The organism is Pseudomonas sp. LBUM1657 (genome assembly GCF_059716075.1).
Genome location: NZ_CP166799.1, coordinates 3,997,720 through 4,013,615 on the forward strand (window position 1 = coordinate 3,997,720; position 15,896 = coordinate 4,013,615).

The 15,896-nt window shown below is 55.7% G+C and carries 11 protein-coding genes and 3 pseudogenes; 11 read left to right on the forward strand and 3 right to left on the reverse strand.

What is annotated here, in order from left to right; genetic code table 11:
- The first annotated feature begins 231 nt into the window (after window positions 1-231).
- From ACA055_RS18495 to ACA055_RS18510, 4 genes are all read left to right on the forward strand, one after another.
- The gene (locus tag ACA055_RS18495; protein ID WP_497679971.1) at window positions 232-1,131 is read left to right on the forward strand and encodes a LysR substrate-binding domain-containing protein; all 900 of its coding nucleotides are present in this window, start codon (window positions 232-234) and stop codon (window positions 1,129-1,131) included.
- A 165-nt stretch (window positions 1,132-1,296) separates the two neighbouring features.
- A complete protein-coding gene (locus tag ACA055_RS18500; RefSeq protein ID WP_497679972.1) occupies window positions 1,297-2,622 on the forward strand; it encodes an MFS transporter in 1,326 nt (441 codons plus the stop codon).
- Entirely contained in the window at window positions 2,619-3,878 is a 1,260-nt protein-coding gene (locus ACA055_RS18505) for a metal-dependent hydrolase family protein (protein ID WP_497679973.1), read from the forward strand. The genes ACA055_RS18500 and ACA055_RS18505 overlap by 4 nt, the downstream gene beginning before the upstream one ends.
- Window positions 3,879-3,977: 99 nt before the next feature.
- Window positions 3,978-5,267, forward strand: coding sequence for an OprD family outer membrane porin (locus tag ACA055_RS18510; RefSeq protein ID WP_497679974.1), 1,290 nt, complete (start codon window positions 3,978-3,980; stop codon window positions 5,265-5,267).
- A gap of 13 nt (window positions 5,268-5,280) precedes the next feature.
- On the opposite strand, the pseudogene ACA055_RS18515 reads toward ACA055_RS18510, so the two are convergent.
- Together ACA055_RS18515 and ACA055_RS18520 are read right to left on the reverse strand one after the other, a co-directional pair.
- A pseudogene (locus ACA055_RS18515) lies at window positions 5,281-5,553 on the reverse strand (helix-turn-helix domain-containing protein); the annotation flags it as partial.
- A 257-nt stretch (window positions 5,554-5,810) separates the two neighbouring features.
- Window positions 5,811-6,197, reverse strand: a pseudogene (locus ACA055_RS18520) (transposase); the annotation flags it as partial.
- A gap of 290 nt (window positions 6,198-6,487) precedes the next feature.
- On the opposite strand from ACA055_RS18520, the gene ACA055_RS18525 reads away from it, so the two are divergent.
- The 6 genes and pseudogenes from ACA055_RS18525 (at window position 6,488) to ACA055_RS18550 (ending at window position 12,505) form a co-directional block, all read left to right on the forward strand.
- Entirely contained in the window at window positions 6,488-6,763 is a 276-nt protein-coding gene (locus tag ACA055_RS18525) for a hypothetical protein (RefSeq protein WP_497679975.1), read from the forward strand.
- 300 nt (window positions 6,764-7,063) lie between these two features.
- Complete coding sequence (locus ACA055_RS18530) at window positions 7,064-7,462, forward strand: hypothetical protein (RefSeq protein WP_497679976.1); 399 nt, start codon at window positions 7,064-7,066, stop codon at window positions 7,460-7,462.
- Window positions 7,463-7,930: 468 nt separating this feature from the next.
- Complete coding sequence (locus tag ACA055_RS18535) at window positions 7,931-9,790, forward strand: ABC transporter ATP-binding protein (RefSeq protein WP_497679977.1); 1,860 nt, start codon at window positions 7,931-7,933, stop codon at window positions 9,788-9,790.
- 299 nt (window positions 9,791-10,089) lie between these two features.
- Complete coding sequence (locus ACA055_RS18540) at window positions 10,090-10,650, forward strand: lipid-binding SYLF domain-containing protein (protein ID WP_497679978.1); 561 nt, start codon at window positions 10,090-10,092, stop codon at window positions 10,648-10,650.
- Window positions 10,651-10,918: 268 nt separating this feature from the next.
- Window positions 10,919-11,639, forward strand: a pseudogene (locus ACA055_RS18545) (nuclease-related domain-containing protein).
- A gap of 371 nt (window positions 11,640-12,010) precedes the next feature.
- The gene (locus ACA055_RS18550; protein WP_497679979.1) at window positions 12,011-12,505 is read left to right on the forward strand and encodes an HIT family protein; all 495 of its coding nucleotides are present in this window, start codon (window positions 12,011-12,013) and stop codon (window positions 12,503-12,505) included.
- Between the two features lie 213 nt (window positions 12,506-12,718).
- Here ACA055_RS18550 and ACA055_RS18555 read toward each other — a convergent pair whose 3' ends face one another.
- On the reverse strand, window positions 12,719-13,252 hold the full coding sequence (locus ACA055_RS18555) for an RNA polymerase sigma factor (RefSeq protein ID WP_497679980.1): 534 nt from the start codon (window positions 13,250-13,252) through the stop codon (window positions 12,719-12,721).
- A 325-nt stretch (window positions 13,253-13,577) separates the two neighbouring features.
- Here ACA055_RS18555 and ACA055_RS18560 point away from each other — a divergent pair, with 325 nt between their 5' ends.
- Window positions 13,578-15,659 carry a TonB-dependent siderophore receptor gene (locus tag ACA055_RS18560; RefSeq protein ID WP_497679981.1) on the forward strand — a complete coding sequence of 694 codons (2,082 nt, stop codon included), beginning with the start codon at window positions 13,578-13,580 and terminating at the stop codon, window positions 15,657-15,659.
- Window positions 15,660-15,896 lie beyond the last annotated feature (237 nt).

The window sequence follows — 15,896 nt, forward strand, 5'->3', positions numbered from 1 at the left end:
CTCAGCGCCACCACGATATCGCAGGCAGCGACAGACCACCTTCCCGCGAATCCCCCCGATTTAATAGATATATGCGCGCGGTAGTTCAATTCATCGATGCATTGGATTTAGAGCTAGTAAAGGTTACAGCGCCAGTACGCCAGTACGCCCGTAAGCTTGTAGCATTGGCTTACGCTTCGACCTCTGTAGCCCCATCGAAGCCTCCATCCTGCGATACATCTCGGACGTACTATGCGCATAGAACCTCTTCCCCCGCTGCAAAACCTGATCGCATTCGAAGCTACCGTACGGCACGGCAGCTTCACTCGCGCTGCGGCCGAGCTTCACCTGACACAAAGCGCGATAAGTCGGCAAGTTGCGCAACTGGAGGAGTTTCTTGGTCGTGCGCTGTTTCGCCGCGAGCACAAGCGTATTCAGTTGACCGTGGCAGGTCAGATTTATGCTGAGGAGGTGCTCCGAGTCCTGACGCATTGCGCAGAAGCAACAGCACAAGTCATCACACACACCGGGGAGCAGGAGTTGACCTTGGCCAGCTCAAGTGGTGTGGCGGCTTTGTGGCTCGGGCCTTTACTGGGTCGTTACTCCGATGAATTCCCCTCAGTGGAGATTCGGTTACGTGTGGTGGATGGTCTGGATTCACTGGTACGTGCCGAATTCGACTTGGCTCTGTATTTCCTGCGCAAGCCGTCACCGCCAGGGTTCGACAGCAGGCTACTGTTCGTCGAATCCGTGGGTGCCTATTGCTCACCGGATTTTCTCAAAGGCAAGGTACTCGAACCGGAGCAGCTAATTGAGTACCGTTTGCTGATGCTGGAAGACGGCCAACGCCAATGGCTGTCTTGGGTCGACTGGTTTAGCCGCTACGGTGTTGATGCGTCGCTGATCCACCAGCGCATGAGCGTCAACCACTATCCAGTGTTGGTGGATTTGGCGATTGCCGGACACGGGATCGTATTGGGCTGGCGCCCGATGATTGATCGGCACCTGCGCTCCGGCGCGCTTGTTCCTGCATGCAATGCTCATGCGGGCGCGGCCGGTGGCGGCTATTACCTGCTCAATCCGGCGGGACAGATTCCCAGCCGAGCCGCACGGGCATTCGAGAAGTGGTTGATGAGCACAATTGCAACTTAGCCGTTAATTTTGCATGCGTTTAGTGCATGCAAATCTGCGTAATAAGCGTTTTCCGACTTACGAAGCTCCCTTTATTCTCATTCAAAGGGCACGAGACTCGAATGATCTTCACCTATATCGACTCGCCCCTCCAATATCGCAGGGTCAAATCCCTGCGCTTGACGCATGCAGGAGCCATTCGTGAACACTATAAAAACAAACACATCGACTACGCACAACAAACAGGCTCGGCGCGCCATCGTTGCCACCGTGATCGGCAATGGCCTGGAATGGTTCGACTTCACCGTCTACAGTTTTTTTTCGGTCATTATTGCTAAGGTATTCTTCCCCACCGACAACGAACTCACCTCTTACCTGATTGCCCTTGCCACATTCGGCGTCGGTTTTTTCATGCGCCCCGTTGGCGGCATTGTCATCGGCGTGTATGGCGACAAACACGGCCGCAAAGCCGCCTTGTCTCTGACGATCCTACTTATGGCTCTCGGTACGCTGATCATCGCGATAACCCCCAGCTATGCGCAGATTGGCCTTATGGCCCCCATCCTTATCGTCTTCGCGCGACTATTACAGGGCTTTTCCGCCGGTGGCGAGATGGGGAGTGCCACAGCCTTCTTGATTGAGCATGCACCCGCCGGCCGCAAGGCATACTACTCCAGCTGGATTCAGGCGAGCATCGGGGTCGCCGTGCTGCTCGGATCTGCGCTGGGCGCAACGCTGTCGAGCTATCTGACGCAGGCACAACTGGAAAGTTGGGGCTGGCGCGTACCGTTTATCATTGGCACCTTGATCGGTCCAATCGGGTTCTACATCCGCAGTCGGATTGACGAAACTCCCGCCTACAGCGAATCCAAGCCTGTCGAGTCTCCTCTGCGTGAAGTAATCCGCACGTACCCGCGGCAGACCATGATCAGCTTTTCGCTCGTGGTGCTTTGGACTGTCTGCACCTACGCCATTTTGTTTTATATCCCGTCGTACTCCACACGAGTACTGCACCTGCCTTCCTGGATGGGGTTTTGTGCCGGGATGATGGGCGGTGCAGTATTGATTATCGTCACGCCGATAGTTGGCGCGTTGGCAGACCGATATGGCCGTCGTCCGTGGCTGCTGTGGTCGGCTTTGGCCATCTTCGTCACGGTGTATCCGATGTTCATTTACATCAACCAAGTGCCTGGGTTGATTTCGCTACTGGTGTTCGAGTTAGTGCTCGGCGTGTTAATTGCCGGTTACATCGGCTCGATACTCGCAGCCTTCGGCGAATTGCTTCCGACCCACGTACTTTCAACCGGACTTTCGGTGGCCTACAACGTCGCAGTGACGATCTTTGGCGGCTTTGCGACCTTCACCATTACCTGGCTGATCGCCCAGACAGGCTCAAATGTGGCTCCGGCCTTCTACATCATGTTTGCTGCGTTCATCAGCAGTATCGGCGCCATGTTGTACCGCGACCGTGAGCCTGAATTGCGCTCTACCCTGACGGGAGCTTATCAATGAACACTCATACCCCTAACCGCTTGATTCTGCGCAACGGTCAAGTACTCGACTTGCAGCAAGGCCGATTGATTGCCGAACAGGAAGTGCTGATCGAGGGCGAGCGGATTATCGCTGTACGCCCTCAAAGCATCGTGCCCGAAGTCGGCGTGCAAACCTATGACCTGAACGGCAAAACCATCATGCCTGGCATGATCGATTGCCACGTACATGTGCTGGCGTCCAAAGCAAATCTGGGCCTGAATGCACTGCAACCTAATGCCATCATCATGTACCGTGCGCTGCCGATTCTTGAGGCGATGCTTGGTCGAGGTTTCACTACCGTGCGTGATGCCGGAGGCGCCGATTGGGCACTTGCCCGTTCAATTGAGCTTGGACTGATTCCCGGGCCGCGGATCTTCGCTTCGGGCAAGGCGCTATCGCAGACCGGTGGTCACGGCGACATGCGTGCTCGCGGCTCGTTGCTGCTTAACGAACCTTGCTCGTGTTGCTTCCGGGCCGGAGCCATCGCACGGGTAGTGGACGGTGTCGACAACGTCCGCCTGGCTGTTCGCGAAGAGCTTCAACAAGGTGCCAGCCAGATCAAAATCATGGCTTCTGGCGGCGTCGCTTCTCCCACAGACCCTATCGCCAATACTCAATACAGCGAAGCAGAAATTCGCGCTATCGTCGATGAAGCGCAAGCCGCCAACACTTACGTAATGGCTCATGCCTACACTCCCCGTGCAATTCGACGCGCCATTGAATGCGGCGTACGGACCATCGAACACGGCAATCTGATCGACGATGATACCGCCCGCCTGATGGCAGAGCGAAACGCCTTCGCAGTGCCTACTCAAGTCACTTACGAAATGCTGGCGGAGCACGGTGCACGCTTCGGATTGGCGCAAGAGTCTGTAGCCAAGATCGAAGAAGTGCGCCTGGCCGGACGCAATGCTTTGCGGCTTTTCGCCGAAGCGAATGTTCCGATGGGTTTTGGCTCTGACTTACTGGGTGAGATGCATGAACACCAAACGTATGAACTGAAAATTCGCGCTGAAATCCTGGGCAACCTTGCCGCCTTGCGAAGCGCCACCACCGTGGCGGCACAGATATTACAACGCGAAGGGGAACTGGGCTGTATCGCCCCAGGAGCACTGGCCGACTTGCTGGTAGTCAACGGTAATCCGCTTACGGATATCGATTGCCTAATCGGCCAGGGCGAAAATCTGGTGATGATTATCCAGGGCGGCAGTATCAAGAAAAACACACTTACATAATAGCTGCAGACCCCGGGGTCTCCCCCATGCAGCGAATGCCAACAATAACGCAGACATTGTCAGCTGCTACAGAACTCAGCGCATTCAGGAAATAAGTTAATGCAAAAGCAACTACGGTTTTTTGCTTCGGGTACGGCTGTGCTCGGTTCTTTGTGGAGCACTGCAAATGGAGCCGGTTTCGTCGAGGACAGCAAGGCAACTCTCGACCTGAGAAACCTTTATTACAACAGCGACACCCGTGATACGCATAAGCCTACCGTAGATGAATGGGGGCAGGCGTTCGTACTCAACGTAAAGTCTGGCTTCACCGAAGGCAACCTTGGCCTGGGGGTAGACGCCATTGGCACTTATGCAGTCAAGCTTGACGCTTCCGGTCCTGGTGTTCTTTTTCCCCGAGAAAAAGATGGCGAAGCCGTCGACGATTTCAGCCGTGGCGGGTTAACCGGCAAACTGCGATTTGCCAAATCCGAAGCTCTAGTCGGGACGTTGCTGCCGTCTTTGCCTGTGATCACCGCCAACGACGGACGGCTTATGCCGCAGCTCTATGAAGGCGCCATGATCACTTCGAAAGATATCGCCAACCTTACGTTCACCGCGGGACAAATCGAACATGCCACTGGCCGAATGTCCAGTGACAGCACCGGACTCGCCGTCGCGGGAGGCACACGCCAGAGCAATCAATTCCGCTTTGCCGGGGGAAACTACAGCCCCTTTGAGAACCTGTTGTTGCAGTACTACTTCGCCAATCTGGAAGACTATTACAACCAGAACTTCCTTGGCGCCGTGCATACCCTGAAGTTTGACAGTGGGCAATCGCTGAAAACCGATTTGCGCTGGTTCAGAACGCGAGGTGATGGGGCAAACGCCAGGGGTACTCCCGGCTACGGAACTTCGGGCTACACAAAGAACGGCGACGGGAAGATTGATAACAATACCTGGAGTTCGATGTTTACCTATGGCGTGGGCGGCCATGCTTTTAGCCTCGGCTATCAGGAAGTGTCGGACAACAGCAACTTTGTCCAACTCAACCAAGGCAGTCTGGTTGATAAGGACGCGGGGGGCACTTCGCTGTACTTGATTACCGACCGTATGACGGCAAGCTTCAATTATGCTGGTGAACGCACGATCCTTGGCCAGTACGGCTATGACTTCGCGCCACTCGGCATGCCAGGCCTGACCGCCAACCTCGCGTATCTCAAGGGTGGTCAAATCAAACAAATACGCGGCGCTGAAGAATGGGAGCGAGACTTTGTTGTCGGTTATGTCGTGCAAAGTGGGGGGTTCAAAGGCGTTGGTGTAGCCTGGCGCAACTCCATGTTACGCAGCGACGTAGGAGGCGACGTCGATCAAAACCGGATGACGGTGAGCTATTCACTACCTCTTTGGTAAACATCCGTCAGCAAGCTCGCCCTAGCAACGCAGCCATGGAACGGATCGAGTTACCTGCCACCACTGCACGCGAAATCTCTTCGCGCTCAGCCAACGTCAGCGCCAATCTGGACCTGCGGCGTACAGCGGGTCTGATACCGCCTGTTTCCGCCAAGATGCGCTGTATCGATGAATGGTTTCGATCAAATAGTTGGGCTATGTGCTGGAGAGAGTCGCCTTTCTGCCAGTGATCCCACATCAGTTTTTTCTGGCTTTCGGTGTAATAGATCCGCGGTCTCTGCTTCATCTGCAACACTCCTTCTGCATACACAGAATTTAGTTGTGTTGCATCGACCGGTTGAATCCACAGTCGATTACAGCCGATGTTGACGGGCTGTAATCGTCCGATTCTGTTGAAAAAGTCGGAATTTCAGCTGGCCAGAACTCAGGCAAGACCACCATCGGAGAACCTACTCACCACATTGAGTGGTTTCTCGGCCCTTCGTTGACCTTTGCTGCTCTGGTAGTGGGTTAGTTTGAGGTTTTTGCTTGGTGCAGGCGCACCTATCCCGTGACTGGTGGCCCTTGAGATGAAAATTTAACCAGCCGTCGCAGGTTCTGCACCGCAGCGGCCAGTGTGAATTCATCGGTCGCGCCACTCAGACCACGTAGTCGCAAGCGATCCAATTTCAGGATGCGCTTGAGGTGGGCAAACAACATTTCGACCTTTTTACGTTCGTGGCGAGAGCGCACGTATGCAGGTGTCGCTGCGATGCGTCGAGCCACATCCCGAGCGGCTTCATGGACGCTGCGGGCAATTTTTCGAAACTCCGTGTTCGGGCAGCACTTGGCTTTCATCGGACACGTCGCGCAGTCGGTCTGTCTGGATCGGAAGATGATGGTGTTGACTTTGGTGACGTGCGAACACTCGTTCTTGAAGGCTCGCCATTCTTTGGGTTGTAACTTTCAAAGATGTAAGCCTGGACGTGGTTGCCAAGTCTTTGGAGTTTCTGGTGGCTTCCTACCAAGGAGAATCCCCAGATCAAGCTCTGGATGAATGCATTCGCAAATCAGGGTTCTATTCGCTATCAGGGAACTGAATCTACATTTTTCAACAGAATCGGTCGGTTGCGACCCTTCGTGACGTTCACAAGTCGGCCAAAAACAGCCCGTGGATGGAGCTATGGAAAATGAGAGCTAAGCTCCTTCTAATGTCGGGCTTTAGCCTCGGAGGGGAGCCAATGAAACATGTAGTAATGCTCATCACGATCTCTTTGCTGACCACTGCTTGTCAGAGCACAAATGATGACGGCATCACCCGACTTGACAATTGTGTCTGCTATAAATCGTCCGAAGGACAACAATTGCAATCATCGCAAATGGCATGGAAAGACCCCGAAACGTTGCAGAAGCAATTCTCACATTGCATTTGCCGAGCCTTGATTGACCTGAAGAAGGCCGATGATCCCGGTAAATATTTCGTGCCCGGAACCGACATAAGAACGGAACTGAAATAAGTAAGCGTTGTGGTCTAACGGACTCAGCTTTCGACGTATTCAGTGCGTTTTCACACAACCTCGGCGATAGCGGCCCCTCGTGACTGGTAACAATCGACCAGAAGCGGGCATCGAGAAAGCAAACGTCAAAATGTGTCGAACATTGAGACCGTGGTTATTTAAGCAACGGTTCCCTAGAACTTTTCCTTGTTTATCGGTCTATGTGGATAGGCTCATCCGCTCGGTAAACACGCCCCCCCGCAGGCTTACCACAGCCAGATGGCCACACCCCCAATTTTCAATCCGAGGTTGTCTTCGCTCATGAAATTCCATGTCCAACGGATGGTGCTCTTCGGCCTGTTCGCGTTCGCGGCAGTGGGCTCGGCGTCAGCAACACAGATGAAAACCTCCACCCCTGCTTTCGCAACTGAAGTCGCAGCCGTTCAGGCTCCGGTCCAGGCTGCCGGCAACCCTTGGCCGACCTTGGCCAGTATGGCCGGCAAGCAGCCAGGGCCGTTGCTTGCCCATGACGACCGATACTGGCATGACGGCCGTTGGCATGATCGTAGAGACGATTGGCGCCGAGACGACAGGCGTAGAGATAAGTGGCGTAGAGAGCAAGCCCGCCGAGAAGCCGAACGCCATCGTTATTGGGAGCGCCACCAGGATCGAGCCATGCGGCACCGTTACGAAAACGATCACCGTTACTATCGTCGCTAGTGCAAAGCCACGGAACACTCATCCGTCCGGCTCGATCCAGACACCAATTCCCCCAAATACGCGACATCGTTGTAAGAGGGACCGAAGGACATGACAGCCAAGCGAATGGACAACGTCCTGATAGTTGTCGACGATCTCGAAGCGGTGAAGGCGTTCTTTATCGAGTTGGGCCTCGAGCTTGAGGGCCAAACTACGGTTGAAGGGCCTTCCGTCGGGAGCCTTATAGGGCTTGGAGGCGTCCGAGCCACTCTCGCGATGCGACTGGCCGCCAGGGGTCGAGAGCGGTGCTCCTAGACAGCCCGCCTTGGCTCCGCCGACCTGGACTTAAACAATGTCTGAGTTCCCCCCACTCGGCAACCCAACTTCCAGGGCAACCTGCCAATAGCGCCATACCCGCCACTCCACATAACCCTCAAAGCAACCTTTAAATGGCAGAATCTCCTTAACTTGATCGTTTCGGAGACCACCATGCTTCGCGCATTTGAACAAAGACTCGACCCCTTCCCACCCGACGAGGTACCACCGCCACCCGAAGGCCTGGCTCGGTTCCTTTGGGCGTGCACACGGGGCGCACGCGGCTATATTCTCGTATTTGCGCTGCTCAGTGCCGGTGTGTCGATCTACGAAGCCTGGCTGTTTTCTTTCCTCGGCCAGGTCGTGGATCTGCTCTCGACCTGGCAAGCCGGTGGTGATGCGGCGGCGCAGGAAAGTCGCGTGTTGTGGGGGATGGGCATCGTAATGCTGACCAGCATCGGGCTGGTGGCGTTGCGTACCATGGTGCAGCACCAGATATTGGCGATCAATCTGCCGTTGCGGCTGCGTTGGGACTTCCACCGCCTGATGCTGCGGCAAAGCCTTTCGTTCTTTTCCGATGAGTTCTCCGGCCGGGTCACCACCAAGGTGATGCAGACTGCGCTGGCCGTGCGCGACGTGCTGTTCACCCTTATCGAGATCGCACCCGGAATCGGGGTGTATTTCATCGCGATCATCGCACTGGCCGGCGGCTTCGCACTGAAACTGATGCTGCCTTTCCTTGCCTGGATCGTGTTGTTCGGGCTGGCCATGCTTTACTTCGTGCCCCGCTTGGGGAAAGTCGGACAGGAACAAGCCCATGCGCGCTCCTCGATGACCGGACGTATCTCAGACGCCTACACCAACATCACGACAGTGAAACTGTTCTCCCATTCCAATCGTGAAGCGCACTTCGCGCGCGCGGCCATGGAGGATTTCAAGCAGACCGGCTTTCGCCAGATGCGCCTGGTCAGCCAATTCGAGATCGTCAACCAAGCGTTGGTGGTGGCGTTGATCATGGCAGCAGGCGGTTATGCACTTTGGCTGTGGCACCTGGGCGAAGTCGGCACCGGTGCCGTGGCGGCGATTACTGCCATGGCGTTGCGTATCAACGGCATGTCGCACTGGATCATGTGGCAAATGACCTCGCTGTTCGAGAGCATCGGCACCGTGCAAGATGGCATGGCAACCCTTACCCGCGGCCCCAAGGTGCAGGATGCGCCGAACGCGGGCGTGCTGGTGACCTCCGGCGGGGCGGTAACCTTCGACAATGTGAGCTTCAACTACAATGGCGAACGCCAAGTGCTCGATGGCCTGAGCCTGAACATTCGCCCGGGCGAAAAAATCGGCCTGGTAGGCCGCTCCGGCGCGGGCAAATCCACGCTCATCAACTTGCTGCTGCGCTTCTATGATGTCGACAGCGGGCAGATTCGCATTGACGGGCAAGACATTGCGCACGTGACACAAGACAGTCTGCGCAGCGCCATCGGCATGGTCACCCAGGATACTTCCCTGCTGCACCGTTCCATTCGCGACAACATCGCCTACGGCCGACCCGATGCAAGCGACGCACAAATCCGCAGTGCCGCGGCCAATGCCCAGGCCGATGAGTTCATCAGCCAACTGAGCGACCGGCAAGGTCACACCGGCTACGACACCTTGGTGGGCGAGCGCGGTATCAAGCTGTCGGGCGGCCAGCGCCAGCGCGTCGCGATTGCCCGAGTGATGCTCAAGAACGCCCCGATCCTGCTACTTGACGAGGCTACCAGCGCGCTGGACTCGGAAGTCGAAGTGGCCATTCAAGAAAGCCTCGATGAAATGATGAAGGGCAAAACCGTAATCGCCATCGCCCATCGGCTGTCCACGATTGCGGCGATGGATCGACTTATTGTCATGGATGATGGACGCATCATCGAACAGGGCACCCACACCGAATTGCTCGCTAAGAACGGCCTCTATGCGCGGCTGTGGCACCATCAGAGTGGCGGGTTCCTGGGTGAGGATCGGGGGGTGACCGAGGTTATGGATCAGGTATGAGCGTGAACGGCCCGGGGATGATCTGCAAGCGGCTGCTTTGGGTTGGTTGCAGCCCTTCGCAACTAACATCTATCGGCCAATGGCACTCTCTGACGACGAACCCGGCTCACACCCAGAGGTCAAAGCAAGTGATGGCATCGCCAATGATCAAAGGCCCCTGGCCTGCTTCATTCAACGGCAAAGCCAGTAGTGTTCAAACACTTTAGGGTGCGCCGGATAATTTTCAGCAGGCTCGGATTCTGCCGTGTGCAGGCGCTGACTGCTGCTCACATCCAATGCTCCCGTATCGGAGTACGAAAATGACTCAGCCATTGCGGTTCTTCCTATCGATCGTCCTCGCGACAGCCTCCCTGGCATCGGCGAGTTTCTTGAACAACGCAGGTGCGGCAACCGCCGAGGATCTGGATACCGACTCTCAGCAAGCGTTGCAAACGCTCTACAAGGCCACGCCCTTTGCCCAAACCATTTCGCAGAACGCCAAAGCGATTCTTGTCTTCCCGAAAATCATCAAGGCGGGCCTTGTGTTTGGTGGCAGCTATGGCGAAGGCGAATTGTTGAAAGGCAAGAAAGTGGAGGGTTATTACAACTCCGTCACCGGGTCATGGGGGCTGCAGGCAGGCGCTCAGTCGTATGGCTATGTGGTGTTCCTGATGACCGATAAAGCCGTGAACTACATCCGCGAAACCAAGGGCTGGGAAATCGGCGTAGGCCCCACTGTTGTGGTGGTGGATGAAGGGATCTCGAAGAATCTGTCCAGCTCAACGCTGAAGGACGATGCCTACGCGTTCATTTTCGACCAGCAAGGATTAATGGCCGGGGTCAGCATCGAAGGAACGAAGATTTCCCTGATCAAACGCTAAAGCCGACCGTCCCGGTAGCGTGTCAACTCCGTGCTTATGCAGGGTAATTACTGTTGGGCGGGCGCCTTACGAGGCGCCCGTTTTGTTTTGCGTGCTGCGGGGTAGCTTGACCGCGTACCCAAGCAAGACAGTCTGCCCCCAAAACTTAACTGGCAGCTAGTATCAGGTAGCACAACGAGACGTCCCTCTCACTGCAAAGGATTGCCATGTGAACATCTCCGTTATCCTGCAACCCTTATTCGACACCCTGAATTGGCTACTCCCGCTGATGCTGGTGTTTTGGCTGCTGAAAACGCGCATTTTCAAAGGCTGGTTCGGTGAACAGCTCGTACGGGGCTTTGCACACTTTCTATTGGATCGTCAGATCTACCGCCGTCTGCATGACGTAACGCTGACCACACCGGATGGCACCACGCAGATCGACCATGTGTTTGTTTCGCCCTTCGGCATTTTCGTGCTGGAGACGAAGAACATGAAGGGGGGGGATCTTCGGCAGTGAAAGACAGGCTCAGTGGACGCAACAGATTTACAGAAAGCGTTTCAAATTCCAGAACCCGATTCACCAGAACTACAAGCACGTGAAAGCACTGCAAGCCGTGCTGGGGATCGACCCAGAGTCTGTGCACTCGGTCATCGCCTTTGTCGGCGGGAGCACCTTCAAGACCCATATGCCGGCCAATGTCACCCAAAGCATGGGCTCGATCCGCTACATCAAGTCCTTCCGGCAACCGGTGTTCAGCGAGGCACAGGTGACGGTCATGCTGGATACCTTGCAAGCAGGTCGTCTGGCGCCGACGCTCGCTACCCGGCGTGAGCATGTGCAACATCTGAAGCAGCGCAACGATCCATCAGCTTCACGCCTATGCCCGCGCTGTGGCAATGCGCTGGTGGTGCGTACTTTCAAAAGCGGCGCCAACACCGGCCAACAGTTTTGGGGATGCAGCACATTCCCCAAGTGCCGAACGATGCAGCCTATAGCGCCCTCCTGAAAAAGATCAGAAGGTGTAAACCTAGTTCAGGACTAGACAGATCGGCCTGCGCCTCTACGACGTGATGAACAATGCGAGCCGCAGCAGCCACACCCGAGCGCAAGGAAATGGATTTTCACGAGTTGCGCTATTGGGTGTGGTGAAATTATAGAGGTGGGGGTGAGTTCGCGAATTGCGTCCTGATCAAGTGCTATACGGCGGTGCGGTGGAGAACAATTCACGTCCCCGGATGTTGCGGTCTGTCATTGCGCGAAAACGTTCGATCCGGGTCGATTTCGGTCGGTCGTGACAGGCAGGAATCGGCCAAAAAAAGACGACATTGTGATGCCTTGATAGTCTGTATGACCGATCGACGAAGGACACCAACGCACATGGAAATTGCACCACGATTCATCATTCATGAAACCGATCATTGGATACTCAATCATCACCTGTCGTCAGCCCTCCCCGGCTACCTGATGCTGGGGTCGAGGATTCACGTCAACTCGCTGGCTGAGCTATCCGACGGTGCACTGGCAGAACTGGGTGGCCTGCTCGCCACCATTCAAAAGACCATTGAGTCGCACTTAAAGCCTAAGTGGCTCTACATCAGTCGATTCGGCCATGCCCCTGGCTTCCCTATCCATTTTCACTTCATTCCGGTGTACCACTGGGTCGAAGATCTGTTCTGGAAGAATGGGAAGTACAGAATTCTGGAAACCTTCGCAACAAACGAGAACGCGCAGTCGCTGACTGATGGAGCGGAATTGACGCTGTTCATCTGGCGTGAATTTGGCGAAAACCCGGAGCCACCGGCAACCCAAGGACCTACGATCAATCAGGTCATCGAGGAGTTACGCAGCTCATTCAGTCAAGTTTGTCTTTGATATCAAGGACGTTGAGAGTTTCAAAGAACAGTGCATGACACAAGGCCTGAAATTAGGAGCTACGCACAGGGAGGACGGCTATTCCTTTGCCAATGCTAAAGACCCTGACGGCAATTCTATTTCTATCTCCAGTTGAGCGTTTGCTGCACCTGACGCCTAAATGCCCCGTGCTTTGGAACGGTGAACCTACCATCCGGCAATATCCATCTGCGGTCAGAAGAGGCCTGTACGGGGTCTTGCTGTAGCCCGTTCCAAGCGTGCACGGCAGTGCTGCATACCTTTGGCGATCTGCTTTTCGACGGTGCTTTCGTTGATATTCAGTTGCGCGGCGATCTCCCGCATGGTGAATCCTTCGCACCGGGATAGCAGAAACACTGCGCGGTACTTCTCCGGCAGATCGTCCAGCGCATCGGACAGTATTTCCAACTCCTGACGGATACCGGCAGCCCTGTCCGGTGGCGACAACGGACATTCGATCTCCTCCGCCAACTCGATTTCGCCAAGGAAACGGCCATGGGTCGTATCCTGGCGCTGTTTGTCCAGCAACAGATTAGTGGCCGTGCGATAGAGATAGGCCAGTGGCTTGTCAGGTTGCTTGTTCGAATGCCTGGCCGCGCGCAGCCACGTTTCCTGAACAATGTCCGACGCAGTGACCGATGAGCCGGCTCTGCGCTGAATATAGCCCTTGAGTTCCTCGTAATGGATCTCAACCAGTTGGGTCAGAGAATGGGGTTCACAGGAGGCCATTAGCGAGAAACAGTCAGGTCAGGGGATGCACTGGACGCTACCACACATGATAAATATTCTCAAATGCGTATTAACCTTATTCCTCTTCCAATGTCATTTGCGTATGATATCGATTCTCAAATAATACCAACGCCAAATGTGAGTTCGCATGTCCTCCCCAATCTCCCTGTGTTCACAAAACGCCGTTATGATGCCGCGCGCGCCTTTGGCGCTGCGCCCCTTGGCTCTCGCAGTGCACATGCTTGCAGCCGGTCTCGCCTTCGCTGCGCCTTCCGTGCAGGCGGCGGAACAGACTGAGCAAACGGAGACAGGGAGTTCTCTGACCTTGACACCGATCTCTGTCACGGAGGAGGCCAATCGCGAACGCAGTGCGGTCACCGAAGACACTCACTCATACACCACCGAGGCCGCACGCACGGCCACGCCGCTCAGCATGTCGCTGCGGGAGACACCGCAGTCGGTCAGCGTCATCACCCAGCAGCGCATCCAGGACCAGGATCTGCATACGATCCTCGACGTGGTCAACAATGCCACCGGTGTTTCCGTCAACCGCTACGAGACAAGCCGGGCGCAGTTCAACGCCCGTGGTTTTGAACTCAACTCGCTGATGATCGATGGCGTGCCCACCATCTACGAGCAGCCATGGAGTTCGGGGGAAATTTTCAGCAGCCTGGCCATGTATGACCGCGTTGAAGTAGTGCGCGGTGCCAACGGTCTGATGACCGGTGCGGGAGATCCTTCCGCGTCCATCAATATGGTGCGCAAGCGCGCCAACAGTACGGATCTGAAAGGTTCAGTAGAACTGAGCGCCGGCACTTGGGATACCTATGGCGTCGAGGCCGATGTATCCACGGCGCTGAACGAGGAAGGCACTATTCGAGCGCGGCTGGTCGGGGAGACTAACGAAGGCGACACCTGGATCGACATGAACTCGAACAAGCGCCAGACCCTGTACGGCACAATGGATATCGACCTGACGCCCGACACCACGCTCTGGTTCGGTTTGAGCCGACAAGAAAGCAACGCCGACTCTCCAATGTGGGGTGGCCTGCCAGTCTGGTACGCAGACGGCGGCCGCACCAACTGGAGCCGCTCGAAGTCGACCTCCGCCAAATGGAGCAAGTGGGACACCACCTACGAGACCTACTTCGTCAATCTCGATCACACCTTTGCCAACGACTGGCAAGTTAACCTCAGCTACAACCGTGGCGAGCGCACCGGCGACTCCTCCCTGCTCTACCTCTCCGGCAACCCAGGCAGGAACGGTAGCTCTGGCATGTTCTCGTTCCCGGCGACCTACAAGACCGAGACCACCCAGGATGACTATGGCATCCGCTTCAATGGCCCGTTCTCGTTCCTGGGCCGTCAGCACGAACTGGCCTTTGGTTACGTGGACAGCAAGCAGAAGTTCGACGCCGATTCACTCGACGCGCAAACAGGCTTTGACGGTATCGCCGATTTCGATACCTACAACGGCAATTTCGCAGAGCCGGTATGGGGCCCGCGGACCGACTACGGTTACAGCGAGACCCGCCAAAAAGGGCTGTACGCAGCAACCCGCCTGAACGTGACTGACGATTTGAAAGTGATTCTTGGCGCGCGTGAGAGCTGGTACGAGAAGACCAGTGATGACATCTTCTCGGAAGTGAGCAAGACCGATGTCGATCATGAGTTGACTCCCTATGCAGGCGTCGTCTACGACCTCACCGACAACCTCTCGGCCTATGCCAGCTACACGGAAATTTTCCTGCCGCAATCGGTACGCGACCGCAATGGCCAGGAATTGGAACCGATCGTTGGCGAGAGCACTGAATTGGGTCTGAAGGGTGAATACTTCGGTGGCCGCTTGAACGCCTCCGCTGCAATCTTCCAGATCAAACAGGATAATCTGGGCCAGAACACCGGCGAGCTGATCGATCCTTCGAACCCCGTCGGCGGCTTCGCCTACGAGGCAAGTGAAGGCGCAACCAGCAAAGGTTTCGAGCTGGAAGTTTCCGGCGAGCTGGCGACCGACTGGAATGCATCGGTGGGTTACACCCAGTTCAAGGCTGAAGACGCCCACGGCGACGACGTCAACACACTCTACCCGACCAAGTTGCTGCGGACCTTTACCACCTACCGTCTGCCAGGTGCTTTCAAAAAGCTGACCATTGGCGGCGGGGTTAACTGGCAGGACTCGATCTACACCTATGCCACCAACCCGGCAGGCAATTCCGAGAAGATCCAGCAGGATGCCTATGCTCTGGTCAACCTGATGGCGCGCTATGAGATCACCGAAAACCTATCGGCTCAGGTGAATGCTGACAACATCACCGACGAGAAGTACTTCGACATCTTCGACGCCTATGGTGCCCTGACGTACGGCGCACCACGTAGCATTACTGCTTCGGCGAAGTACCGCTTCTAAGGCACGAGGCTGGATGGCGCTGCGCGCTGCCACCCCAGTCAAAACGTTGCAAAAAGCACAACACCGGCCTAGCGCCGGTGTTGTGCTTTTTGCAGATAAATCTACATCCCTTCGACTGTTAAGGTCGCCACAAAAAGCATCACACTAAAACCTGCAAGCATTCAAGCCTGAAGGTTTCAGGTCGGGACTGGCTTCGTCATTAGCTGACCAAAGGCGCACACCTGCAGGAACTAAACG